Source organism: Picosynechococcus sp. PCC 7002 (assembly GCF_963860125.1).
In the GTDB taxonomy this organism is placed as follows: Bacteria; Cyanobacteriota; Cyanobacteriia; order Cyanobacteriales; family MRBY01; genus MRBY01.
In genome coordinates this window covers 363385-387107 of record NZ_CAWLFA010000001.1, presented here as the reverse complement: position 1 = coordinate 387107, position 23723 = coordinate 363385, and the positions used below count along the sequence as shown (strand labels likewise).

Here is a 23723-nt window from a genome sequence, read left to right as displayed (position 1 = left end):
TTAAGGGATTGTGCCTTGGGCAGAAAATATTTTGCCCAGGAATAGGCGACGATTGACGAATTTCTTGGTATTTTTTGAGGAAAGCATTGTGCAACACTGCGGCAAATTATATTGACAGGGTATAGTCGCTTTTAGGATTCACTAAGCGGGATAATTTTGTATTAGTCCCTAGGAGAAACGGTCTTATGGTTCACGGTCAGGAAGTTACGAATGGGGATCATCCCCGCAAAGGCTCCACGAAGCTTCTTCGATCACCGCGCCACAATCTCTCCCGCCGCCATAAGCCAAAGTCTAAGGTTTTTTCGCCTTTCGTGCGGGGACTGTCATGGGGGGTTGGGTTTATGGGCACAATTCTCCTATCCGCTTCCCTAGGCACGGCGATCGCCGTCTATACCCCCATTGCCCAATTGGTATTACCTTTTCTGCCAGCTCCCCTGGGAAGCCTTGCCACCGACGGTTTACGGCAATTAGGGACTTACAGCTTGGGCCGCCCCGTGAATGTCCTTGTGATGGGGGTTGATCGCGTCGAAGGAACGGAGAATCCAGAAGCCGAATTTAATGGACGCAGCGACACAATCCTCTTGGTTCGCTTCGAGCCAGAACAGGGACAAGTCAATATGCTTTCGATCCCCCGGGATAGCCAAGTCAGAATTCCCAATGTGGGCATTACAAAAATTAATGAAGCCAATGCCTACGGTGGTGGTCAGTTGGCGGCCCAGGTTGTGAGTGACGCCTTAAATGGTGTGGCAGTTGATCGCTATGTGCGTTTGACCACCGACACTTTTAAAGAGTTGGTTGATGCCGTGGGGGGAGTTAATGTGTTTGTCCCAGCGGATATGCAATACACAGACCAGACCCAGGGCCTAGAGATCAACCTCGAAAAAGGCTGGCAAGTGCTAGATGGAGAACAGGCAGAACAGTTTGTCCGCTTCCGGCAGGATCAATATGGTGACATTGGTCGGGTACAACGCCAACAGATACTCCTCAAAGCGCTCCGGGAAAAAATTCAATCCCCGGCGATTATTCCCCGTCTTCCGGCTCTGATTGGTTTAGTACGTGAACACATTGATACGAATCTAACCTGGGAAGAAATGCTGGCATTGATGAATTTTTCACGACAGCTTGAGCCAGAAAATTTTCAGATGGTGATGCTCCCAGGGCGCTTTAGTGACGTGGGTGAATATAACCGTAGTTACTGGATTATTTCTGACCAGGGTAAAAATCAGGTGATGACAGAATTTTTCGCGGTGGAATCGCCCGTCTGGTCAGCCCCCGGCGAAAATGATGGCACTTTAACGAAAAACGTGCGCATTGCGATTCAAAATGCCTCTGGTTCACCGGGAATGGCGCGGCAGGTGTCGGAATTTTTGCAGACCCAGGGCTTTACGAATATTTATTTATCGAGTGATTATCCAGACCGCCTCGAGCAAACCCAAGTGATTGCCCAACAGGGAAATGTGTCTGGGGCGAATCAACTGCTAGCAAACCTAGGTACGGGCAGGGTTGAAGCTTCTTCCATCGGCGAAATTGAATCGGACTTTACGATCCGTGTGGGCCAAGATTGGCTGGAACAATCCCAGGAATCGTTTGTGTCCAATTAATTTGAAAGTAATTGAATCGATTAGCAACTAAGCAAATTAATGGAAAACTTACGGACGCAGGTCTTGGTGGTCGGGGGCGGCACCGGAGGGACAGCCGCAGCAATTCAATGTGCGCGACAAGGAATTGAGACAATTTTAGTGAGTGAGTTTCCCTGGTTGGGGGGGATGCTCACAGCGGCAGGGGTAGCGGCACCGGATGGCAATGAACTCAAGGCCTGGCAGACGGGACTTTGGGGCGCTTTTCTCCGGGAGCTACAACGGCGACATCAGCAAGCAGGCTTGGATCACAGTTGGGTGAGTATGTTCACTTTTGAGCCGCGAGTTGGGGCTGAGATTTTTGCAGATTGGGTTAAAGCAGAGCAGCAGTTAACCTGGATTGCGGGACAGATCCCCCTGGAAGTCAAAAGACAAGGCGATCGCCTTTGTGCGGTACGTTTTCCAGATTATTGGATTGAGGCGGACATTATCTTCGACGGGACAGAATTAGGGGATCTACTTGCCTTAGGAGATGTGCCCCACCGTTGGGGTTGGGATTGGTCAGAGAAATTTAAGGAACCCAGCGCTCCCACTGCCCCAAATGAAATGACGCAAATCTACCCGGTGCAGTCGCCCACCTGGGTTTTTTATCTAAAGGAAAAAGGGGTGCAGCCACCGCCTAGCCATGGCGATTTTTCGGCGTTCCAAGGGGCTTGGGAAAAATATGGCCTGGAGCATTTTCTGAATTATGGGGGCTTACCCAATGGCCACTACATGATGAACTGGCCCCTCGCTGGTAATGATTTTGGTTTGGGGGGCGATCGCCTTTTAGATCCCCAGCAACGTCTTAATTTTTATCGGGAAGCCCAGGCCCACAGTTTGGCGTTTGCGGATTACATTTACCAAGCATCTGGCGGAAAATATGGCCTAGCGACGGGCGTTTTTCCCCATGACTTGTACGGCGGCAGTTTTGCCCTGATGCCCTATTTCCGGGAAAGTCGGCGTTTGATCGGGACAGAAACTCTTACGGAGCAGCAAATTTTACCCCAAGGTACTGTTGCACCTTTGCCGTTAAATTCAGCCGGAGAAGTCCAGGCGATCGCCGTTGGGAATTACGCCAATGACCACCATTATCCGGGCTTTGAGTTTCCCCTCATGCCAAAGTCGATCCCCTGGGGCGGCCGCTGGACAGGTACTCCCTTTACGATCCCCTACACGGCTCTGTGTTCAGCCACGGTGGAAAATTTGCTTGCCTGTGAAAAAAATATCGCCGTTTCCCACATCGCCAACGGGGCAACGCGCTTGCAACCCCTGGTACTCAATCTTGGTCAGGCAGCAGGCCAAGCAGCGGCCCTGGCAATTCAAAATCGGTGCGCCCCAAAAGAGATTGATGTCCGACAACTCCAAGAAAAATTATTGACGGATAACGTCGCGCCCGCAGCAGTGATCCCTTTGTATAATTTGGCCTCTGACCATCCCGAATGGCTGAAATGGCAACGATTTTACCTCGATCATCCCGAACAATATCCCCAGGATGGTTTATGCGATCGCAGGCCGTTTGTCTCAGCACCCACACCCCAGGCAAAACTCTACAGCGGTGAAATTTTTCCCCAAGGTAATTGCCAATATGCGATCGCCCTACCTGATCAGTCGAAACCAATTCAGGTGGTAACCCTTGATCCCCAGATGCACCAATGGCTGGGAAATTTGCAGACTCCCCAAAAAATTCAGGCGATCGGCAGAATTAACAAGGCTGCCCCTTGGTTTGTCCTTGAGGACATTGCCTAAAACCTGCTACTGCATTCGGTCAATGGTGCGGTATTGAATCGCTTCGGCAATGTGGACTGTTTGGATGGTTGGAGCGGCGGCTAAATCGGCAATTGTCCGGGATACCTTCAGAATCCGATCCATGGCCCGGGCCGATAATCCCAACTTACGGATTGCCCCTTCGAGTAAATTACGACTACCTTGGTCAAGGCCACAATGTTGCCGCAAATCCTTGGTGGTCATCTCCGCATTGCAGTGCACTTGGGGGTGATCCTGAAATCGCACTTGGGCAATCTGTCGCGCCTGGTTAACCCGTTCTGCGACGGTGTGAGAATCTTCACCGACACCCTGTTGCATCATTTCTTCTGGCTTCAGACGATTGACCGCTACCTGGAGATCAATGCGATCCATCAACGGCCCAGAAAGTTTCGCCCAGTATTGTTCGCGGGCGCGGGGACTGCAAGTGCAAGCTTGGATCGGGTCGCCAAAATAACCACAAGGACAGGGATTGGTGCTGGCAACGAGGGTAAATTGGGCGGGAAATTCCACTGACTGGCGGGTGCGGGAAATGGTGACAAAACCATCTTCGAGGGGTTGCCGTAAAAACTCCAAAACAGTACGTTTGAACTCAGTCAGTTCATCAAGAAACAACACTCCTCGATGGGCGAGGGAAATTTCCCCTGGGCGCGGAAAACTACCTCCACCAACGAGGGAAGGGCCAGAGGCGGAATGGTGGGGGCTACGGAAAGGGCGTGCTGTTACCAATGTGCCACGATCTTTGAGTAAACCAGCGACGGAATGAATTTGCGACACTTCTAGGGCTTCATCGAAGGACAGTTTCGGCAAGATGCCCGGTAATCTTCGAGCCAGCATCGTTTTTCCGCTACCGGGTGGCCCCACAAAAACGAGATTATGGCCCCCAGCGGCGGCAATCTCCAGGGCGCGACGGGCTAGGGTTTGGCCTTTGACATCTTTGAGATCGGGGACGAGGTGGGCGGCTTTGGCGATCGCCTCTCGGATATCGATTTTTACAGCTTGATGCCCATGGGGTGCCCCCAACAGATCCGCCACTTCCTTTAAATTTCCACAGCCATAAACCGTTAGACCCGCTACGACTGCTGCTTCCTGGGCGTTGGCAGTGGGAACGACCATCCCCTTAAACCCTAACTTTTGGGCGGCGGCGGCGATCGGTAAAACTCCTGCCACAGGCCGGAGGGTGCCATCGAGGGACACTTCCCCCAGGAATAAAAAATCTTCTAGGAGCGTTGTTTCAATTTGTTCCGTCGCGGCCAAAATGCCCACACTAATGGGAAGATCAAAACTAGGGCCTTCCTTGCGGAGATCGGCAGGGGTGAGATTGACTAAAATTTTGCGCACAGGGAAGCCGAAGCCAGAATTTTTGAGGGCAGCCTTGACCCGTTCCCGGGATTCTTGTACTGCTGTATCCGGCAGTCCGACCACCATCATTTTCGGTAAGCCGCCGGAAATATCCACTTCCACCCCGACCCTGAGGGCATCGACCCCGACAATGGTGGCACTCCAAATTTTTGCTAGCATGGCTCTGTTTTAGTGTGCTGTTAGGACAATATTATAGAAAAATTGGCGATCGCCCGCCCTTTGATTTCCCTTTGACCTATGCGCTATGTTTCTTTTCTACGCAGTTTTTTCCTCGGTAGCCTCGGTTTGCTGCTCCAGAGCTGCGTTGGTTATCCGCGCATTGTCAATTTTCCCGTTGATCCCGGTGGCCGCAGTTTAAATAGTCGGGCCCTCGAATTTGACCCGGCGATCGCCGAACCCTACCTCGTTTTTGCCTCAGACCGCAATGGTTCCCAGGATATCTATCTATTTGATACCAGCACCAGGCAAACGATTCTGTTACCGGGCCTCAATACCCTAAATGAAATTGCCTCCCATCCTGCCGTTTCTGAAGATGGTCGCTACATTGTCTTTGCGGTCAATCGTCGCGGCGAATCTGATATTTATCTCTATGATCGCGAGTTTGAACAAAAGCGGAATTTAACCGATAACTTAAACCAAGAAGTGCGTAATCCAACCATTAGTGCTGATGGGTCTAAAATTGCCTTTGAAGCCGCTGAAAATGGCCAGTGGGATATCCTCGTTTATGATCGCAATGGCCGTCAGCTAGATGTCGAATAATATCTCCTGACCTTCTTAGCTAATGCAGCACCAACTGATCACTAGAGGGTAGCGTAGTAGCACTTGGTTTCGGTTTCGGTGTGACTCAAAATGACGCCGAGGTCTTCGAGGATTTCTAGGCAGTTTTGAATCGTTTCTAATTTTTTTGCGCTTGTGCCTTTGAACTGGGCGGCAATTTGGGTAATTGTCCATTCGCCGCCTTGGGTACGCAATAAATCTCGGATCGCGGCGAGTTGGCCTTTGAGTTTTGTCGGGAATTTTTGTTGTTCAGGAGGGGCAATAACGGCTTCTTTTGTTTCCTCTTCTACGCCAATACCTTCTATGACTTTCTGGGTGACGACTTGATCGGGGGCTTGGTATTCGGGACGGAGCCAACGGACAAAGCCGTTTCGTTCTTCTTCGGCGCGTTCGGCATTCAGATCGACTAATCTTTGCAAAATGCTTTGTTCGAGTTGTTCTTTGGTTTCGGTGTTGTTGGGTTCGGTTTGACATCCCTCTAAATCTCCCTTCGGAAGGGAGACTTTTTGCCAGAGGGGGATCAGGTCTTCCCATCCGTAGGCGCAGAATACGGCTTGATCGAGGTCGTCGTGGATTTGTTTGAGGGTGGTGATCAGGGCTTTATTGTTAAATTCTCTGTCGCCATCGGTGAAGGGTTCGCCACTACGCATTTTTTCGAGGCAATTATACATGGCGGTAATGGTGACTTCGGGATGGGCGGCTTGGACTTGTTTGCGGTGGCTGTCTAATCGCTCGCCTAATTCTCGTATTTCTTGTTTCAGTTCTTCCGATGGATCTGGAAATGGAAAACGATAAAAACAAGCATCATGATTATATACGGGACGATCTTCTAACCTCCCGCCTTGTGCCAGGGCCCAAATAATATGCAAACTCGAAGAACAAATGCCAAGAAAGTATGAATCATCGAGAAAAATCATCACCACACCACTTTCAGCCATTATTTCAGAGTTTAAAAATTGGAAAACTCTATGCTTAGCGGTTCTAACTGTTGCAATATATCGATTTAAATCTTTAATTCCATCTCGAATACTAGTATTAGCCCTTCGATATCTCCACCATTCACGTTTCAATTTCGGATCATTATTTGTTGATCTTTCTAATTTTACAGTCTCAGAAAGCCATTGATACGTTTTTGGATATGAAGATAAAAGCTGTTTTTTAGATAAATGATTAACATCAATTGTCTGTCTAAACTCTGGAGACTGTGTTAGATCTCGTCCTGTTTTAAACGGATGGATAATTTCTTGCTCTAAATTTTCCACTAAAGCTTGATTTTTAAGAACAAATCCTGAACCACCTACTACAAATCCTTGAGAAGCCAAGTTTTGATTGCTTGATAGACTATTCGCTTGATTGACATCATACCCAAATTGCAGATTGCTAAATATCTCATTAGCTTTGACATATGAAAATTTCAAACTGAATGCTGTTTCTTCAGGAGTATTCAGCTTGGACTCTTCTAAAATATGAGTTAATTGAGAATACTGTCTTCGCTTTTTCTTTAGTTCAACACCCGTCATTGAGATTCTTACAGCTACCTCGCCATCTGACCAAGGGTGATCAGGTATTGCAAAAAATAAGCGTATTCGTTTTTTTTGATTGAAATGAAAATCGATAACTGAACGTAAACGGGCTTGTCGAATACTATTGGTTGTAATAAAACCAAATCTTAAAGTCTTTTCTTTTCTGATTAATTCTGCTGCTTTATGCCACCAATACATTACAAAATCAACAGTATCAGGCACATCTTTATACACTTTCCGCAGCGTTTCTGTGTAGCCATCTCCCAAATATTCCCGCATTCTGGCATTACCCAAAAAGGGCGGATTTGAAACAATATAATCAGCCTGTTGCCATTGCGCTTCCCTTGGGTTGATATATTCCAAAATTTCAACTTGATCACTCGGATCCGGCACATCTTCCCCCGTTACTGGATGCTTCATTGTGCGTCCACCCCAGCGCGTCCGCACCTTACCCGTTTTCGGATCAATCGCCGGTTTCGTCCCGTCATAATCCAGCACCGCATCCCGATTCTCGATATTTTTATATTCCCGTAACACAGGCTCCACCGGCGGCAAACTCCCAAACAACCGAAAATGCCATTGCAGATAACCAATCCAGATCACCAAATCCGCGATCTCCGCCGCCCTGGGGTTAATCTCGATCCCCAAAAACTGCGAAGGATTAATTTGATCAAAATCTAGCCGTAACTGAGAAGCCCCCATCACCGTCCCCAGACGATTCAGCACCTCCAGCTCTAGCGTTTTCATCAAATCCATCGTCACATAGAGAAAATTCCCCGACCCACAAGCCGGATCCAGCACCCGAATTTTCCGCAACTCCCCCAGAAATTCCGTCAGCTTTTCCGCCGCCGCATTCCGTTTTTTCGTCTTCGCTGATGCCGACTTAGCCGCTTCTTCTTCTTCCAAAAGCGTCTCAACCTCCCCCTGAATCAACTGCCACTTTTCCTGTAAAGGCTCAATAATCACCGGACGCACCAACCTTTCAACATATGCCCTCGGCGTATAATGCGCCCCCAACTTACTCCGCTCCTTCTTCTCCAAAGCCCTTTCGAGTAATGTCCCAAAAATCGCAGGCTCCACATTTTTCCAATCCCGTTCCGCCGCCGTGAGGAGAATTTTTAGCTGATCCGCTGTCAGGGCGATCGCCTGCGGTTTCGCAAACAGACCCCCATTAAACCGCAGCAACTGCCCATGAAACCCAAAACTTGTCCCGTCATTCATCGCCTGCCAGAGCGCTTCCACTTGGGGCTTAAAATCCTGCGGTTGCGGAATCCAACGTTCCTTGAGTGCCTCCGTAAATAAATGCTCCTTCAGTAAACCCACATCCTCCGCAAACATCGTAAAAATGCACCGCATCAGGAATTGCGCCACTTCTTGAGGCTTGGTGGTTTGTTCCAACGTTTTCGCCAACTCCGCCAAATCCGCCGCCACTTCCCGCGTCACCTGCGCCGCGATCTTTTCCGGGTTTAACGATTGCGGATCCGTAAAAACCTTGTAGAAAAAATCCTGTATTTCTGGCTTTTCCAGATCCGTAAACGGAATTTTCGGCACACTGTCATAGGTTCCGTAATTCCCATTCGCACTCAGCCACGACTCACTAAAATCCTGCCAAACCCGAAAATGATCCCCGATATCACAGGTAATCAAAAACGGCGGCTTCGGCTCTACAAACCGCGCATACTTCAGCGCCTGCCCGAATGCCTTTTTCATCTCCTTCCGGTAGGCAGCCGTCCCCCGTTTCCCGTGACCCTTGTTGCTGGTGTTGCTACCCTGCTTCGTCTCTAGGACAAAACAATCCTCTTTGTAAAAATCAATAAAATTTGTCGTTTCCGCCCCACTCGGCGCAATGATTTTCACATCCCGATCAAAACAATAACTATTATTCCCGCTTCCCTTCGGTGGCGACTTTTCTACCCCTAGAAATTCACAAAAATCATTCAAAAAGCTCTGGTAATTGGCTCGCTCATTCCCTTCTGAGTTCTGCCATTTCTGAATAAAATCCGTCATACCCTATACACATATTGAGGCGATCGCCCCTTGATTTTACTCCATACACTAAGAGAATCCTCTCTACCTGTGGCATCTCCCCCAAGGGAGGATGGTCGGTGGGCGATCGCGCTTTTGGCTAGTGAAGCTAGGAAATTTTCAATTGAACTTCCTGCCGTTTAAAGGGAATATCCGCATTGATCGCTTCAATTTCCTGTTGCTCCATGGCATTAATTTCATCAATATAAGCGTCTAAAACTTGGCCCATGCGGGGTTGATAAAAACGGTGGAGGCTATAGTTTGGGGTTGCCGGGAAACCACGTCGTCGCTTATGTTTTCCGCCAGCGCCCGGATCGTACATCGTAATTCCCTGCTCGATTGCCCATTGGATCGGTTTGTAATAGCAGGCTTCAAAATGGAGACAGTCATATTCATCAAAGGCCCCCCAATAACGACCATAAAGATAATCATCTTTACGGATACAAAAAGATAAACCGACGGGATGTTTGTCATCTTCTGGCGTGTAAGCGGCGGCCAGAACAACGCGATGGCGATAGGTAGATTCTAGGGTTTCAAAAAAGGGTTTCCGGAGATATTTACTCCCCCAAAAAAATTTGTCGCAGGTGCTGCTATAGAAACGATAAATGAGTGGGAAGTAATGGGCGGGAATTTCGTCCCCGGTCATCATCTTGAGGGATAAACCTGCTTTGTCAACGGCTTTGCGTTCGCGCTTAATGTTTTTGCGTTGGTTGGAGGTAAAAGCACCGAGATAGTCGTCGAAGTTGTCGAAATTCTGGTTACTCCAGATATAACCATGGTGGAGCCAAGCTCGGAAGCCGAGTTGTTCCATGGTTTTTTGCCAGGTGGGATCGACAAACAGAAAATTACAGCCGGAAAGCTGTTGGCGATCGCAAAATTGATCAATGGCAGCGACCATGACCTGGGAGAGGGTCAATTCATCTTCGCCGGGGGCAATGAGAAAGCGGTAGCCCACGGCGGGCGTGAAGGGGGTCATCCCCACGAGTTTTGGGTAATATTCGTGGCCCAGGCGGTAGGACAGATCGGCCCATTGGTGGTCAAAGACAAATTCGCCGTAGCTGTGGCCTTTGATGTAGAGGGGGGCCATGGCAATAAATTCTCCATCCCGCTGCACCGAGAGATGGCAGGGTTGCCAGCCCGTCCGAGGGCCGACACTGCCAGACAGTTCAATATTGTGGAGCCAATCCCATTCTAAAAAAGGGGTTTTCAATGGCGCGGCGATCGCATCCCAGGCAGCTTTGGGGATTTCCGCGATTTCACTGTGCCAAGTAACGGTAATTTGCGACGGGGCAACCATTGATTTAGGCAAAATTTAAGAATTTTTTATACCTTAATGGATCTCGTTTGATTTTGCATGGCTCTCCCTGGGCATGGCTCACCATTTTTCGTAATGCTCAAAGGGTTGCTGAATCCAAGGATTATCGGGCAAATGCTGGACAAAGTAATCGGGCTGAAATTGGGAATGGCCTTTGTACCAGAGGACGGCGGTACGAATTTCTGTAATCTGGGGGGCTTGGGTTTGGAGCCAGGTCTGGGTTTGCTGGAGACTCCGCCCCGAATCAACTAAATCGTCTACCAGTAAAAGGCGATCGCCCAGAGGCCCAAAGTTCGTAAAATGTTCCGCAAACAAGAGTTTTCCACGTTCTCGATTGCCTGTGCCGCCGTAGCTAGCCACATTGAGAATTGCCAAGGGTTGATCGAAAATGCGCGCCAAAATGTCACCAATTCTTAAGCCACCTTTCGCCAAACAGAGAATTTGGTTGAATTCCCACTGGGATTTTTGAATTGTAGTGGCCAATTGTTCAATTAAAGCGTGGTATTCGGCCCAACTGATCTTGAGGTCTGCTATGGTCATCTTCGGGAGGAACGGGGGGATTTACGACGTTTTTTGCGTTTTTTCCGAGAAAAGGAAGAAAATAAGCCTTGTTTCTGGGATCGTTTAACCATGGAACCAAGCCAATCGCTGACGGAATGACTCATTGCTCCAATTTCTAACCCCACAAAGAGCGCTAAACTTTCCGCCCAGTAGTGTTGTTGCCACTGTCGCTGGACGTTAAGAAAGGCGGTACGCCAATTCCAGGAAAAATCAAACATTAATTGGGCGATCGCCACACCGATGATTGTTATAAACAGCAGAATTGACCCCAGATAGAGCAGGCGAACAATTGTGCCAATTAAAAACCCATGGGAAAGGGCTGAACGATGGCGGAGATTTTTTTGGTAGGGAAGCCAAATCCAGCGAAAAATTCCCCAACGTTTAAACTGCACGGAATGAATATCCAAGTCCGGGCCAAACATTAAGCCGCTAAACAGATAGGCCAAACTTAGAATGAGGGCCAATTCCCACCGTCGCAGCAGGAGAAAACCGAAGCCCACCACCACGGGCAATCCCCAGAACGTGATCTGATCGTGGGTGCGTCCGGAAGGCATTACAGGGTTTGGGAAGAACGAATCAACCAGCGATCGCCTTGGCGCACCAAGCTGTAGCGGACACGCAGGTCAGAATCATAGGACTGGCCGGGATCGCGTTCCCCATTCGCCCGGTAATAATCTGCCTTTTCCTGCACCTGGGCCTCAACGGTCGCCACATTGGGTTGGTCTGGGTTGAAGCTCACCGTTTCAATGGTCAAACTGTGGTCATAGGTGCGGTAGGTACCAGCGCTGCGGACGGCCTGGGCACTACTGCGCCAGCGGGACAGGGACGGTTCTGCCAAAATATTTTCTAGAGCCGCCAAATCACGGTCTTGGCCAAAGGCTCTAGCTTTACTCTCAAACCAAGTTTGAATCACCTCAGCGGCGATCGCCTCATTGAGCGCAGGCGTTGTCGTTGTATCGGTCGCTCCATTCTCCGGATTATTATTTGCCTCGGCGGTGTCTAAGCTGGGGATCGTTAGGGGTGGCTCACCGTTGAGGGTGACCTGTAAGGGTTCCTGGGTAGTTAGGCCAGACAAAATTCGCACCAGGCCCACGACCAGCAAAACACTCCCCACGATAGCGGCGATCGCCCCCCAAGGCCCGATAGACTTTTTTGACGAAACTGATTTTGACGAAGCAGAAGACGCTTCCGGGTCTGGGTTTAATGCCGCAGTTACAGGTGCTACACCAGGAGAAGGCGGTGCCGGGGGAACTGTAGCGGGAGTTTGAGTGACGAGATCCTCAAAGGAATCAACCTTGGCGGGACGACTGGGATGCGGCGAAACACCGGTTTCTGACTGTAATGTTTCCGGTGGCTTTTCCGACGGGGCCGCTGTACTTTCTGTGTCTGGATGTGGTGTGGGTGTGGGGACAGCCTCCGTGAGGAGATCGTCAAGATATTGCTGCACTTCAGGATCGGCGAAGTAAGCCGTCAACGAAACAGAGCCATCTTCACGCCGTTGCCGGAGATCGCGGAAATGGGAAAAAACCTCTGTCTTCAGCCACTGTTCCCCGTAGAGACATAGGCCTGGGAGTAGATCCGGTGCCCCCTCAGACTGCTCTTGAATGTAGGCGATCGCCTCCTGTTCCTGACTTTGTTCTAACAGTTGATTGGCTTCCGTTGGCTGACCTAAAAGTAAGGCGCAGATTGATTGCTCCAAGAAAACATCCTGGCGTTTGCCGAGGCGTTTTAATAGGGTCTGGGCTTGCACGACCAGGTCAGGTTTCCGTTGCGAAAACCCAGCAGCCAAGAGAGCATACACCGCTAGGTAGGCCGCTGCCGCCGAAGGTCGCTTTGATTCTGCCACAAAGAGATCCAACTGTTCTTGCACCGTTAGATAACTGCGTAACTGCTGGATAAAGCGCAAAAAATCATCAATACTTAGACCCGACTGATCGTCCCCCTGGCCATCAATCCCCACGCGAGCACTCAACATTTCCTGGAGCAGTTGTAAGCCCCGTTGTCGCTCTTGGGTTTCTGATTCGGGTAGGGCCAGAAGTTCTAGAACTTGATAGGGTCTGAGGCGATTGAGATCCCCTTGAATTTCCTGTTGGAGGTCTGCAAATTGTGCCACATCTACCAATAGCTCTTGACTCTTCTGACCGGAGAGAGCCGCCTGTTCATAATGTTGTTGGAGCCACTGTTCCCGGCTCAATTCCCAGTGGGCCAGGGCCAAACAAAGCCGTAGTTCTTGCTCGACGATTTCGACGGCCCCAAATTTCCCTTCCTTGACCAGCTTGCCTTTGCCCTTGAGGTAGGGGGCAGCCCACTTCAGCACTAATTCGTACTCCCCCAGGTCGAGGAGTAACAGCAGTCCCCCCAGTAAATCTTTTTCCGCGATGTCAATGGTTGGTTGGTGGGCTGTCAGGGCTTCTAACTCTGTGTCACTGGAGGGGCGATCGGGAAAAGGCAGTTTCGGACGGCTGGGGACGAGGGAACGAAACATATTGCCCGACAGCTCATGGTCGTAGACGGCGCGGGTTTCTGTTTGGGATAACACCTCAAAGGCTTGCTCGATAATCCGGTTGCGGGCCTCAATGGCCAAGGCATTATGTTCGCGACGGGGAAATTGGGAGAGGCGATCGCGATAGGCTTGGGTAATTTGGGCAGTGGTTGCCTTGGCGGGGACGCATAGGATGCGGTAATAGTCGAGCGGAATGCGCACAGTTTACTTTCCTATCAGCAAAAGTCAGGTCAATTAAGGTTATATTAACCAAAGAATTTTAAACACCATAGGTTGCACGCTGTAGCGTTACCGAGCCCCGCAATCCTTAGAACATAGACCTCAGACCCTCTGGTTTGTTGATTGCTAAGCGATTGAACCGATGATGCTTTGCTTCTATGGAAGTCAATTTGATTCTAAACTGTTACTGCAGATTTCACACAGCCCTCGCGCCGCGTGATCGACTCATAAGACTAACCGAAAAATCCTGAATGTTAATGATGCATAAAGAACGGACAGCCCCAGAATTTGATAGTTCTTCGGTAGAGATCACCAAAGAAGAAGCCCTCATGCTCTACGAAGATATGACCTTAGGACGCTTGTTCGAGGATAAGTGTGCTGAGATGTATTACCGTGGCAAAATGTTTGGCTTTGTTCACCTCTACAACGGTCAGGAAGCGGTTTCCACTGGGGTGATTCGCTCAATGCGGCAGGGAGAAGATTTTGTTTGTAGTACCTACCGTGACCACGTCCACGCCCTCAGCGCTGGGGTTCCCGCACGGGAAGTAATGGCGGAACTGTTTGGGAAAGAGACAGGCTGCAGCAAGGGTCGGGGCGGCTCGATGCACATGTTTTCAAAAGAGCATGGTCTCCTGGGGGGCTATGCGTTTATCGGGGAAGGTATTCCTGTGGCGGCAGGTGCGGCTCTCCAAAGTAAATACCGCCAGGAAGTGATGGGCAATAAAAATGCTGATAATGTGACGGCTTGTTTCTTCGGGGATGGGACGTCCAACAATGGTCAGTTTTTTGAAACTTTAAACATGGCGGCCCTCTGGAAATTGCCGATTTTATTCGTCGTAGAAAACAACAAGTGGGCGATCGGTATGGCCCATGAACGGGCAACGTCCCAGCCGGAGATTTATAAGAAAGCAAGTGTGTTTGGGATGCCCGGCTATGAAGTGGACGGGATGGATGTGTTGGCGATGCGGGATGTAGCCCAAAAAGCCGTGGCCAGAGCCAGAGCCGGAGAAGGGCCAACTTTGATCGAAGCACTAACCTACCGCTTCCGGGGTCACTCCCTCGCCGATCCCGACGAATTGCGGTCTGCTGAAGAAAAAGAATTCTGGGCCCAGCGGGATCCAATTAAACGCTTTGAAAAATTTGTCACCAATCGGGGCTTGGCTACCGCCGAGGAACTAAAGGCGATTGAGAAGAAAATTCAAGAAGTTGTAAATGAGTCTGTGACCTTCGCTGAAAGTAGTCCCGAACCGAATCCGGCAGAATTGCGCAAGTACATTTTTGCCGAAAGCTAAAACAGATCTTTAATTTCTAAAGTTAGGGTTGGCGATCGCCTTTTGGGTAGGATCGCCAACCTTTTTTCATGGGTCAATTTCCGGGGCTAAATTCGGGGACAGAAAAGTTTGCTACCATTTTATTCACTTAAAACAAGCGCAAATCGATAAAAATCAATGGGCATTACACCGCAGGAATATCAACAGCGTCGCCAAGCATTCATGGCCGAAATTGGCCAGGGAACCGCCATCCTACGCAGTGCGCCCCACGCGGTGATGCATAACGATGTGGAATATAATTTCCGCCAAGATAGCGATTTTTATTATTTAACGGGTTTCAATGAGCCCAATGCGGTGGCTGTGTTCGCTCCCCACCACCCAGAACATCAATTTATTCTGTTTGTGCAACCAAAGGATTTGGCCCAGGAAATTTGGGTCGGCTACCGGGCCGGAGTCGAAGGGGCCAAGGAAAAATTTGGCGCGGACATCACCTACTCAATTCAAGAATTAGACGAAAAACTGCCGGAATACCTCAAGGGCGGCGATCGCCTTTTTTATCACCTGGGCCGGGACGAAAAATTCAACCAAACGATTCTGCAACACTACCAACGCCTCCTGGCAACCCGCTCGAAGCGTGGTACAGGCCCCACTGCCCTTGAAGATCCGGGGCAAATTTTACATCAGATGCGCATGGTCAAAAGCCCAGCGGAACTAGATCTAATGCGTCGGGCCACAGCCATTTCTGCCAAAGCTCACCTCTGGGCACTGGAATATGCAAGACCTGGACTCTATGAATATCAAGTTCAAGCCGAAATCGAACACCTTTTCCGCCTCGAAGGGGCTGCCGGCTTTGCCTATCCTTCCATTGTTGCCGGGGGGGCCAATGCTTGTATTTTGCACTACGTCGAGAATAGCGCCCAACTCCAGGACAACGAATTACTTTTGATCGATGCGGGCGCTTGCTATGACTACTACAACGGCGACATTACTCGCACCTTCCCCATTGGTGGCCGATTTACCCCGGACCAAAAAACCCTCTACGAAATTGTCCTCGAAGCACAAAAACAAGCCATCGCAGCCGTCCAACCGGGGCATTCCTACCAAAGTTCCCATGCTGCTGCCGTGCGGGTCATCACCCAGGGGTTACTAGATTTGGGATTACTCCGGGGCGATCTCGAAGAATTGATCGAAGGGGAGAAATATAAGCCTTTCTTTATGCATGGCACAGGCCACTGGTTGGGGTTAGATGTCCATGACGCAGGGATCTACAAAATTGGCCCGGAAAAAGATGCTTGGACGAATTTTGCGGCGGGCAATATTGTCACCGTTGAACCGGGTATTTACATTTCCCCCTACATTGAACCGGCCGAAGGTCAGCCAGAAATTCCCGACCACTGGAAAGGCATTGGCATTCGCATCGAGGACGATGTGCTGGTCACAGAAACGGGCCATGAGGTTTTGACGGCGGCTGTCCCCAAGGAAATTAAAGATCTAGAGCAGTAGGGAGGCATTTTTGAGATGCAGCGTGATTTGCTCGGCTTTGGGCTGTTTTTTCTGGGCTTAACCCTCTATCTTTTTTGGTCGGCGAAAACAGAAATGGGCACTAAAATCGGTCAGAAAATAAAAGGCGATCGCCGCTAATGGGCCTTGAGGCGTTGCGGCCATTGTGGCCATGGCTCAGAAATCGTAACAAATTTCTGGTTAAGCCTTGATCTTGCCAAAATTCCAGAATAAAGTAGCCCAAGGGTTGTACAGACTTGACACATCCATGGCGATTTTCTGTCTGTGCCCTGCAACCTTCCAGCCTAGAGAAATTGACTATGGAACTCGAATATCCAGATGACCTCCGCTATTTAGATAGCCACGAATATATTCGCCTCGATGGGGAAATTGCCACCATTGGCTTGAGTGCCCATGCCATCGATGAATTGGGGGATATTGTGTTCCTAGAGTTACCGGAAGAAGGGGATGCAATTGTTGTGGGTGAAACCTTTGGCAGCATTGAATCAGTCAAAGCCGTCGAGGATCTTTACGCGCCAATTTCTGGCACTGTCATTGACCGTAATGAGGCGTTAATCCAATCCCCAGAGATGGTTTCCGAAGACCCCTACGAAGAAGGGTGGTTTATCAAAGTGCGGGTCGATAACCTCGACGATGAAATGCTCGCCGAAACGATGACCGCCGAAGAATACCGGCTTCAGGTGGCAGGCGAAGAATAGGATTGGGTGATAGCTTGGGTTTGGGGCTTTTGGGTCTGGGCCGATTTCGCCAGATAAATTCCCCCAAGCACCCCGCAAAAGGCGATCGCATTGGTCGGCGTTAAAGTTTCACCCAAGAGACCCCAGGCAAACACCGTTGTAATAATTGGCTCCAAAAGGAGAAAAATCGCCACAAAGCCAGACGAAAACGTTTTGAGACTATAGACCACTAGCCCCTGGCCAAAACACTGACACAGAATTGCTAAACCAATGGCGGCTCCCCATACTGGCAAGGACTGGGGAAACAGATGGTCTTCGGTGAGCCACACAAAAGGCAACAGCAACAGACAGCCGAAACCGCAGCGCCAGAGCAAAATTTGACTGGCCCCCAGGCGATCGCGCAGATTTTCTACCAAGAGCAAATTCACGCCATAACAAAGGGCTGATAGCAGAGCCAGCAGATCCCCGGTCAAATGCTGCCAGGCCAACTGGAAATCCGTCACCCCAATGGCGATCGCTCCCCCCATAGCTACGACCAGGCCCCAGAGAAAGCGTCGGTCAAAACTTTGGCGTAACCATAACCAAGCCCCCAGGGTCGTGAACAGCGGCGTCAAATTGCGTAAAACCGTCGAATTCGCCACACTTGTCTCGGCGAGGGAGAGCGCCCACAGCACCACAGAGCTCGAAGAAACCGCCCCCACCAAAAGCAACAAAGCATAATCTTTGCCGGCGATCCGTGGGGCGATCGCCGTAACGTTGCGATCATTCGCCCTGGGTTTTAACAGCTCCCACAAGCCCAAAACCACCGTCGCCAACCACAGCCGATTAAAAACCGTGGCCCCAGCCCCTAGCTCCGTACTGCACCAACGGATAAAAATCGCCGCAAACGATACCGCCAGCAACGCCAAAATGAGCAAAAATAAAGTCCACTGTAAGGGCGACTGGGTTGATGAATCAGGGGAAACTGGGTCATGGGGAGTCGCCGCATCGGCGGTCAGAGAGTCTTGGGGAACAGGGGAAGGAAAGATCACAGCAAAATCACGTTGAAAATCTAAAAAATTGAATTAAATATTTAACCTTAACCAAATCTACAGTAGAAAACGATCAGTCCTCCCTTTGTCTGGGAAACGCAGCCAATCATCGGCATTCCCCTCGCCCAGCGAAAAGCAGCGATTCGCCCTAAGAAAATCCCAGAAAGTTGCTATCAAAATGAGAATTAAGTTAAATTTAGTTAAGACATCGTCATAAAAATGCCAATTTATAGGCAAAGCCCCTAAGCAACGCTTCCTTTTTATACTGCTAACAAGCGCGGAAACCCTTGCTTCGTGGTGCGCCCCTAGGGATTGCAAAGATAAGTGGCCCACCGCTGCTTTTCTCCACATCCATTTATTGAATCAAACATAACAAAGATTAACCCATGAAACCATCTTGGAAAACCGTTGTCCTCTGGGCACTTCCCCTACTCGTGATCGGCTTTTTTGTCTGGCAGGGAGCCTTTTCGGCAAATCCCTCCAACCTCGTTGGTAATAGCGCCAACATCCGCATGAGCTATGGCCGCTTCCTTGAGTATTTAGATGCTGGCCGGGTAACAAGTGTTGATCTCTACGAAGGGGGCCGCACAGCGATCATCGAAGCGGTTGACCCAGAACTCGATAACCGTGTGCAACAAATCCGGGTTGATTTACCAGGCAATTCTCCTGAACTGATTAGTAAGCTCCGGGACGCCAAGGTAGATTTCGATTCTCATCCTGTCAGCAACAATGGCGCTGTATGGGGCATTCTCGGCAATCTGATCTTCCCAATCCTGTTGATCTCGGCGCTATTCTTCCTCTTCCGTCGCTCCAGTAATATGCCCGGTGGCCCTGGCCAAGCGATGAACTTCGGCAAGTCTAAAGCTAAGTTCATGATGGAAGCCCAAACAGGCATCATGTTCGATGACGTTGCTGGCATCGAAGAAGCAAAAGAAGAACTCCAAGAAGTTGTCACTTTCCTGAAGCAGCCGGAAAAATTCACAGCAGTGGGTGCCCGAATTCCCAAAGGGGTACTGCTTGTGGGGCCTCCTGGGACAGGTAAAACTCTCCTCGCCAAGGCGATCGCCGGTGAAGCGGGCGTACCTTTCTTCAGTATTTCTGGTTCTGAGTTTGTCGAAATGTTCGTTGGGGTTGGTGCGTCCCGGGTACGTGACCTCTTCAAAAAAGCCAAGGAAAATGCCCCTTGCTTAATCTTTATCGATGAAATTGACGCCGTTGGTCGTCAACGGGGTGCAGGCATCGGTGGCGGTAACGACGAGCGGGAACAAACCTTGAACCAGCTTCTAACGGAAATGGATGGTTTCGAGGGTAATACTGGCATCATCATCATTGCCGCAACCAACCGTCCCGACGTGCTGGATTCCGCGTTAATGCGTCCTGGTCGTTTTGACCGTCAGGTGACGGTGGACACCCCTGATATCAAAGGTCGTCTGAGCATCCTCGAAGTCCATGCTCGCAACAAAAAACTTGCTGACGAAATCTCTCTCGATGTCATCGCCCGCCGGACGCCTGGTTTTAGTGGCGCTGATCTCGCTAACCTTTTGAACGAAGCGGCAATTCTCACAGCCCGTCGCCGCAAAGAAGCAATCACCATGGCGGAAATTGATGACGCTGTAGACCGAGTGATCGCTGGGATGGAAGGGACACCCCTCGTTGACAGCAAGAGTAAGCGTCTGATTGCCTACCATGAAGTAGGCCATGCGATTGTCGGCACCCTACTCAAGGATCACGATCCGGTGCAGAAAGTAACCTTGATTCCCCGTGGCCAAGCCCAAGGTTTAACCTGGTTCACCCCTAACGAAGAACAGGGCTTGACGACGAAGTCCCAATTGATGGCCCGCATTGCTGGTGCCCTCGGGGGCCGCGCCGCCGAAGAAGAAATCTTTGGCCACGATGAAGTGACTACTGGTGCTGGGGGTGATCTCCAACAGGTCAGCGGTATGGCGCGCCAAATGGTGACCCGCTTTGGGATGAGTGATCTTGGCCCGTTGTCTCTAGAAAGCCAACAGGGTGAAGTCTTCCTTGGTGGTGGCTTCATGAATCGCTCGGAATATTCTGAAGTGGTTGCCTCCCGCATTGATGAGCAAATCCGCGTCATCGCTGAAGAAGCCCACCGCCTCGCCCGCAAACTGGTACGCGATAACCGGGAAGTCATTGATCGTCTCGTAGATCTGCTGATCGAACGAGAAACTATCGATGGAGAAGAGTTCCGACAGATTGTGGCCGAATACACAACCGTTCCCGAAAAGGAGCAGTTTGTGCCACAACTCTAAACTCACAATTTGAGATTAATCTAAGGATCAGGGGGAGCTAGTCAGTGACTTGTTCCCTCTTTTCTTGGGGCAACTTTTTGGGGCGATCGCCCTTTCCTTTATAATGAATGGCAATGTTTTTATTAGGACTACATCAGATGGCTGCCATTATTCCTTTTGCGGGTTATATCGTCGTTTTCACTGGTATTGCCCTTGCTGGCTTCCTTGGTCTACGGGCCGCAAACATTATCTAGGGAATTGATTTTTAGCGCGATATTTCGTTAGAAACTCATTCTAAAAAACTGCCCCAGGAGAAATCATTGACATGAAAAATCCGAGGCAGTTTTTTGTTGTTTATTCAGTTAAAAATGAATGCTATGGTTAAGCAGAAAAAATTCAAAAATGAGTCCCTTTGATTACGATAAAACCTAGTTAAGATGGTGCTTTGCTTCGTCGGCCACTGCCACTTGTTCATCCTGGGCTAGGGTTTCTAGGAAGGGCTTAACTTCTTCACCCCCCAGCCGTCCTAGGGATTGGGCCAAGCGATAGCGCACTTGCCAATCGGGATTAGCAATAAAGGGAGTTAATAGCTCAATGGCACGGCGATCGCCTAGATCTCCGAGGGCACTGATCGCGCTGGTGCGCACCAATTCTGTTTCTGATTTGAGGGCTTCTTTGAGTAAATCGAAGGCATTAGGATTGCCCAATTCACCGAGGGCTGCCACGATGCTGAATTGCAACAACCACTCCGAGGTGGAATGGTACACCTGGGCCAAATCATCATAGGCTTCGGCAATTTTTAAGCCGGCGATCGCATCGGCTGCTGCTGCCTTGACATCCAATTCCGAATCGTTAAAAAGGGCATGGCGGAGTAGTGCTAAAGCCTCTGTTTCAAAGCCTTGGCCCACCGCATCCATTTGACTGACCGCCGCATAACGTACCCGTGCTTCGGGATCACTCAGGAGGGGCTGAATCAGGGGAAACGCATCCTGGGACGAAAAAGCCCGGAGCTGATTTAAGCCGGAAATGCGATCGCCAAAGCTATCGGAAGAAAGCAATTGTCGGACGGATTCGAGGGAAGCCATGAAGATGTTTTACCAAATGAAACAATGGAATTTAAGAGGCCTGGGCCATTGCTCGAATAATATCACCTTGGGTAATGATCCCAATGACTTTTTCGCTGTCTGGGGCAATGACGGGCAAACGACCCACGTGTTTCTCATGCATTAAGTGAGCCGCTTCCCGGACAATTTTTTCGGGGTGAATCGTGTAAACTTTTTTGCTCATGACTTCCCCCACCGTTTGGCCGAGGGCCTTGTGAATCTCAGCGTCATGCTTGGCGGGATTTTGCAGATAAATCACACTATCCAACAACATGATGTAGGGGGGCGTATCTACCCCTGTTTCTTGCCAGGTGAGGTCACTGTCTGAAATGATCCCCACCAATTTACCCTGACCATCAACAACGGGAAGGGCGCTAATTTTTTTCTCCACAAGGAGGGCGATCGCCGTTTGGAGCGAATCATCTGCTTTGACCACGGCGGGATCGGGGGTCATGACTTCGGCAACGGTTTTGGTAATCATGATGCCAGCTTAGGGGATTTTTAGGATTTTCTGTCTTTATTTTAGGAAAATCTCGCTTTATTGTGGGGTTCTCGTAGTAGATCGTTACTTCGAGGCCGATTCAAGCTGGATAGATTCAGCCATGGCCGCTTCTAAATCGGCAATCAACTGATCCAGATCGGGGCCATGGGTTTGCCAACAGGTTTCAGGGCTGGGGTCAGCTTGGTAATACACCAGTTTCACCTGCCCATCACCAATGCAGAGGATAATTACATCCTGCTCAAAGTCTGCCCCTGCAATGATCCCCAGGATTTCCTGGAGACGACCCCCCACCCGTCGATTGAGGGTCTGGAGGGTTTCTGGGGAGCAGGGCACAAAATGGGGCTGGGGTTTGAGGTCAATGCCGAGGATCGTGCCGTCGTGGTGCCATTCCTGCTGGAGCCCCCAGGCGAGGGCCGTCAGTTGGGAGCGGTAGTCTTGGACGAACCAATCCACGTGCGATCGCCATTTTTCCCTGGGTTGCGGGCCTTGATTGTCGAAGGAGGAAAACATGAACTCAAACCCAATATCAGTAACTATTAATCGTTGGCAAGGATGACCGTAGCTATTGTAGCCCGAGGACTTCCCCTTGACCTGCGACCACCGTACCCACTTGCCAAGCCGCGATCCCCTGGGCCTTAAACCAAGCAACATTTTCCGCCGCTTTGGGGGCCGGCACAATTACCACATAGCCCACCCCCATATTGAAGGTGTCCCACATGGCTGCTTGGGGGACATCGCCCATGGTTTGCAGCCACTGGAAGAGGGTGGGGATTTCCCAGGTGCTCGGATCAATGGCCATGGATTGATTGGCTTGGAGACACCGGGGCAGATTTTCGGGGAGACCGCCCCCGGTGATGTGGGCCATACCGTGGATTTCCATCTTGGCCTTGAGGGCACCTTGGATCGCCTGGACATAGATTTGGGTGGGCGTAAGGAAGACTTCACCGAGGGTTTTGCCCTGAAATGCTGCGGGCTTGTCGTCCCAGGACAATTGATTCATTTCGATGATTTTCCGCACTAGGGAAAAACCATTGCTGTGGACACCGCTACTGGGTAAGGCGATCGCCACATCGCCGACCTGCACTTGGGAGCCGTCTAAAATTTCGCTTTTTTCGACGATCCCCACACAGAAGCCCGCAAGATCATATTCCCCTGCTTGGTAAAAACCCGGCATCTCCGCTGTTTCGCCCCCCAGAAGCGCACAACCACTCTGCTTACACCCTTCAACAATTCCGGCGACCACCTGGGCCAGTTGTTCAGGCTCGAGCTTGCCCGTCGCTAAATAGTCGAGGAAAAAGAGCGGTTCGGCCCCAGAGGTGAGGATATCGTTGACACACATTGCCACCAAATCAATGCCGACGGTGTGGTGCTGATCGGTCTGGTGGGCGATTTTGAGCTTTGTGCCCACCCCATCCGTACCGGAAATTAGCACCGGTTGACGATAGCCAGCGGGAATTTCAAAGCAGCCACCAAAACCACCGAGGCCACCCAGTACCCCCGGTCGGTATGTGCTTTCGACGTTATCCTTGATGGTTTTGACGAAGGAACGCCCTGCTTCGATATCTACTCCTGCTTGTTGGTAGTCCATGCGATAAAAATTCTTTATGAATTGGTCAAGGGAAATTGTCGAGTCTGACAAAACTCGAAAAGCAGATTTTACCGTGCTTTAACTTTATTCGTTGCCATTTATTTTGACCTGAA

Annotated in this window: 20 protein-coding genes; 9 read left to right on the top strand and 11 right to left on the bottom strand. The window is 50.2% G+C overall.

Translation table 11 applies throughout. From position 1 onward, the window contains the following. Positions 1-185 precede the first annotated feature (185 nt). The gene (locus tag AACQ84_RS01830) at positions 186-1601 is read left to right on the top strand and encodes an LCP family protein (RefSeq protein WP_012305996.1); all 1416 of its coding nucleotides are present in this window, start codon (positions 186-188) and stop codon (positions 1599-1601) included. Between the two features lie 39 nt (positions 1602-1640). Further along, positions 1641-3365 carry an FAD-dependent oxidoreductase gene (locus AACQ84_RS01825; protein ID WP_012305995.1) on the top strand — a complete coding sequence of 575 codons (1725 nt, stop codon included), beginning with the start codon at positions 1641-1643 and terminating at the stop codon, positions 3363-3365. A 6-nt stretch (positions 3366-3371) separates the two neighbouring features. On the opposite strand, the gene AACQ84_RS01820 is transcribed toward AACQ84_RS01825, so the two are convergent. Further along, positions 3372-4901 (bottom strand): YifB family Mg chelatase-like AAA ATPase, encoded by a 1530-nt coding sequence (locus tag AACQ84_RS01820; RefSeq protein WP_012305994.1) that lies wholly within the window; start codon positions 4899-4901, stop codon positions 3372-3374. A gap of 78 nt (positions 4902-4979) precedes the next feature. On the opposite strand from AACQ84_RS01820, the gene AACQ84_RS01815 reads away from it, so the two are divergent. Further along, on the top strand, positions 4980-5501 hold the full coding sequence (locus AACQ84_RS01815; protein ID WP_012305993.1) for a TolB family protein: 522 nt from the start codon (positions 4980-4982) through the stop codon (positions 5499-5501). Between the two features lie 41 nt (positions 5502-5542). Here AACQ84_RS01815 and AACQ84_RS01810 read toward each other — a convergent pair whose 3' ends face one another. The 5 genes from AACQ84_RS01810 to AACQ84_RS01790 form a co-directional block, all read right to left on the bottom strand. Next, positions 5543-9049, bottom strand: a complete 3507-nt coding sequence (locus tag AACQ84_RS01810; protein WP_012305992.1) for a DNA methyltransferase — start codon at positions 9047-9049, stop codon at positions 5543-5545. Between the two features lie 127 nt (positions 9050-9176). Further along, positions 9177-10364 (bottom strand): GNAT family N-acetyltransferase, encoded by a 1188-nt coding sequence (locus AACQ84_RS01805; RefSeq protein ID WP_012305991.1) that lies wholly within the window; start codon positions 10362-10364, stop codon positions 9177-9179. A 78-nt stretch (positions 10365-10442) separates the two neighbouring features. Next, positions 10443-10916, bottom strand: coding sequence for a phosphoribosyltransferase (locus AACQ84_RS01800; RefSeq protein WP_041443738.1), 474 nt, complete (start codon positions 10914-10916; stop codon positions 10443-10445). 2 nt (positions 10917-10918) lie between these two features. Further along, positions 10919-11497 (bottom strand): metal-binding protein, encoded by a 579-nt coding sequence (locus tag AACQ84_RS01795; RefSeq protein ID WP_012305989.1) that lies wholly within the window; start codon positions 11495-11497, stop codon positions 10919-10921. Further along, positions 11497-13647, bottom strand: a complete 2151-nt coding sequence (locus AACQ84_RS01790; protein ID WP_012305988.1) for an IMS domain-containing protein — start codon at positions 13645-13647, stop codon at positions 11497-11499. Before AACQ84_RS01790 ends, AACQ84_RS01795 begins: the two co-directional genes overlap by 1 nt. 278 nt (positions 13648-13925) lie before the next feature. Between AACQ84_RS01790 and pdhA the strand changes: the two genes are divergently transcribed. From pdhA to gcvH, 4 genes are all read left to right on the top strand, one after another. Continuing rightward, complete coding sequence (gene pdhA, locus AACQ84_RS01785) at positions 13926-14957, top strand: pyruvate dehydrogenase (acetyl-transferring) E1 component subunit alpha (RefSeq protein WP_012305987.1); 1032 nt, start codon at positions 13926-13928, stop codon at positions 14955-14957. A 156-nt stretch (positions 14958-15113) separates the two neighbouring features. After that, positions 15114-16439, top strand: coding sequence for an aminopeptidase P N-terminal domain-containing protein (locus AACQ84_RS01780; RefSeq protein ID WP_012305986.1), 1326 nt, complete (start codon positions 15114-15116; stop codon positions 16437-16439). A 15-nt stretch (positions 16440-16454) separates the two neighbouring features. After that, entirely contained in the window at positions 16455-16577 is a 123-nt protein-coding gene (locus tag AACQ84_RS01775) for a hypothetical protein (protein WP_254903472.1), read from the top strand. Positions 16578-16756: 179 nt separating this feature from the next. Next, on the top strand, positions 16757-17155 hold the full coding sequence (gcvH, locus tag AACQ84_RS01770; RefSeq protein ID WP_012305985.1) for a glycine cleavage system protein GcvH: 399 nt from the start codon (positions 16757-16759) through the stop codon (positions 17153-17155). On the opposite strand, the gene AACQ84_RS01765 is transcribed toward gcvH, so the two are convergent. Further along, entirely contained in the window at positions 17134-18165 is a 1032-nt protein-coding gene (locus AACQ84_RS01765) for a DMT family transporter (RefSeq protein WP_012305984.1), read from the bottom strand. The genes gcvH and AACQ84_RS01765 overlap by 22 nt on opposite strands. 386 nt (positions 18166-18551) lie before the next feature. On the opposite strand from AACQ84_RS01765, the gene ftsH2 reads away from it, so the two are divergent. Both ftsH2 and petL read left to right on the top strand, forming a co-directional pair. Beyond that, positions 18552-20438 carry an ATP-dependent zinc metalloprotease FtsH2 gene (gene ftsH2 / locus AACQ84_RS01760; RefSeq protein ID WP_012305983.1) on the top strand — a complete coding sequence of 629 codons (1887 nt, stop codon included), beginning with the start codon at positions 18552-18554 and terminating at the stop codon, positions 20436-20438. A gap of 137 nt (positions 20439-20575) precedes the next feature. After that, entirely contained in the window at positions 20576-20671 is a 96-nt protein-coding gene (gene petL / locus AACQ84_RS01755; protein WP_099240448.1) for a cytochrome b6-f complex subunit PetL, read from the top strand. Between the two features lie 174 nt (positions 20672-20845). On the opposite strand, the gene nblB is transcribed toward petL, so the two are convergent. The 4 genes from nblB to purM form a co-directional block, all read right to left on the bottom strand. Further along, a complete protein-coding gene (gene nblB, locus AACQ84_RS01750) occupies positions 20846-21502 on the bottom strand; it encodes a phycobilisome degradation protein NblB (protein ID WP_012305982.1) in 657 nt (218 codons plus the stop codon). A gap of 31 nt (positions 21503-21533) precedes the next feature. Then, a complete protein-coding gene (locus tag AACQ84_RS01745; protein WP_030006122.1) occupies positions 21534-21998 on the bottom strand; it encodes a CBS domain-containing protein in 465 nt (154 codons plus the stop codon). Positions 21999-22085: 87 nt separating this feature from the next. Further along, entirely contained in the window at positions 22086-22532 is a 447-nt protein-coding gene (ccmS, locus tag AACQ84_RS01740; protein ID WP_012305980.1) for a beta-carboxysome assembly chaperone CcmS, read from the bottom strand. 52 nt (positions 22533-22584) lie between these two features. Beyond that, complete coding sequence (purM, locus tag AACQ84_RS01735) at positions 22585-23610, bottom strand: phosphoribosylformylglycinamidine cyclo-ligase (protein ID WP_012305979.1); 1026 nt, start codon at positions 23608-23610, stop codon at positions 22585-22587. Positions 23611-23723 lie beyond the last annotated feature (113 nt).

What these genes read in the sequence shown, in the direction of transcription:
- AACQ84_RS01830 (WP_012305996.1), top strand. Translation starts at nt 186, where the DNA reads ATGGTTCACGGTCAGGAAGTTACGAATGGGGATCATCCCCGCAAAGGC.
- AACQ84_RS01825 (WP_012305995.1), top strand. Translation starts at nt 1,641, where the DNA reads ATGGAAAACTTACGGACGCAGGTCTTGGTGGTCGGGGGCGGCACCGGA.
- AACQ84_RS01820 (WP_012305994.1), bottom strand. Translation starts at nt 4,901, where the DNA reads ATGCTAGCAAAAATTTGGAGTGCCACCATTGTCGGGGTCGATGCCCTC.
- AACQ84_RS01815 (WP_012305993.1), top strand. Translation starts at nt 4,980, where the DNA reads ATGCGCTATGTTTCTTTTCTACGCAGTTTTTTCCTCGGTAGCCTCGGT.
- AACQ84_RS01810 (WP_012305992.1), bottom strand. Translation starts at nt 9,049, where the DNA reads ATGACGGATTTTATTCAGAAATGGCAGAACTCAGAAGGGAATGAGCGA.
- AACQ84_RS01805 (WP_012305991.1), bottom strand. Translation starts at nt 10,364, where the DNA reads ATGGTTGCCCCGTCGCAAATTACCGTTACTTGGCACAGTGAAATCGCG.
- AACQ84_RS01795 (WP_012305989.1), bottom strand. Translation starts at nt 11,497, where the DNA reads ATGCCTTCCGGACGCACCCACGATCAGATCACGTTCTGGGGATTGCCC.
- pdhA (WP_012305987.1), top strand. Translation starts at nt 13,926, where the DNA reads ATGCATAAAGAACGGACAGCCCCAGAATTTGATAGTTCTTCGGTAGAG.
- AACQ84_RS01780 (WP_012305986.1), top strand. Translation starts at nt 15,114, where the DNA reads ATGGGCATTACACCGCAGGAATATCAACAGCGTCGCCAAGCATTCATG.
- AACQ84_RS01775 (WP_254903472.1), top strand. Translation starts at nt 16,455, where the DNA reads ATGCAGCGTGATTTGCTCGGCTTTGGGCTGTTTTTTCTGGGCTTAACC.
- gcvH (WP_012305985.1), top strand. Translation starts at nt 16,757, where the DNA reads ATGGAACTCGAATATCCAGATGACCTCCGCTATTTAGATAGCCACGAA.
- ftsH2 (WP_012305983.1), top strand. Translation starts at nt 18,552, where the DNA reads ATGAAACCATCTTGGAAAACCGTTGTCCTCTGGGCACTTCCCCTACTC.
- petL (WP_099240448.1), top strand. Translation starts at nt 20,576, where the DNA reads ATGGCTGCCATTATTCCTTTTGCGGGTTATATCGTCGTTTTCACTGGT.
- nblB (WP_012305982.1), bottom strand. Translation starts at nt 21,502, where the DNA reads ATGGCTTCCCTCGAATCCGTCCGACAATTGCTTTCTTCCGATAGCTTT.
- ccmS (WP_012305980.1), bottom strand. Translation starts at nt 22,532, where the DNA reads ATGTTTTCCTCCTTCGACAATCAAGGCCCGCAACCCAGGGAAAAATGG.
- purM (WP_012305979.1), bottom strand. Translation starts at nt 23,610, where the DNA reads ATGGACTACCAACAAGCAGGAGTAGATATCGAAGCAGGGCGTTCCTTC.